Origin of the sequence: Herbaspirillum sp. UBA812, from assembly GCF_002296545.1 — a bacterium.
GTDB lineage: Bacteria > Pseudomonadota > Gammaproteobacteria > Burkholderiales > Burkholderiaceae_D > Herbaspirillum > Herbaspirillum huttiense.
In genome coordinates this window covers 11,042-11,473 of sequence record NZ_DBIC01000233.1, presented here as the reverse complement: position 1 = coordinate 11,473, position 432 = coordinate 11,042, and the positions used below count along the sequence as shown (strand labels likewise).

Below are 432 nucleotides of genomic sequence, written 5' to 3'. Positions count from 1 at the left end.
CCTGCTGACCCCGGCGGTGCAGGCCAAGAGCATGGCGCTGGCCAATTCGATTCCGGTCAACCGCAACGTGCCGCTGTCGGACGCCGCGCAGGCCAAGCTGGGCAAGAGCGAAGTGCTGACCAAGAACCTCAACACCGTCGACTGGGATACCGTCAACGAGAAGCGCTCCGAGTGGAACAACCGCTGGAACCGCATGATCGAGCAATAAACCCTGATCGATCATGACCGCAGCCTATCGTTTCAATCCGGCCTTCCAGTCGCCCCAGGGCTCGCCCATCCGGGAGCTGTTCAAGTACACGCAGCAACCCGGCATGATCTCCTTTGCCGGCGGCTATCCGGCGCCTGCGCTGTTCGATACGCAAGGGCTGGCAAAGAGCGCCGCCACCCTGCTCGACAGTGCAGCGGCGGCCTGCCTGCAATACGGGGCCACCG

2 pseudogenes are annotated in these 432 nt (G+C 63.7%); both read left to right on the top strand.

Annotation, left to right across the window (positions count from 1 at the left end):
• Window positions 1-208, top strand: a pseudogene (locus tag B3873_RS15215) (ABC transporter substrate-binding protein); the annotation flags it as partial.
• A gap of 13 nt (window positions 209-221) precedes the next feature.
• Window positions 222-432, top strand: a pseudogene (locus B3873_RS15210) (PLP-dependent aminotransferase family protein); the annotation flags it as partial.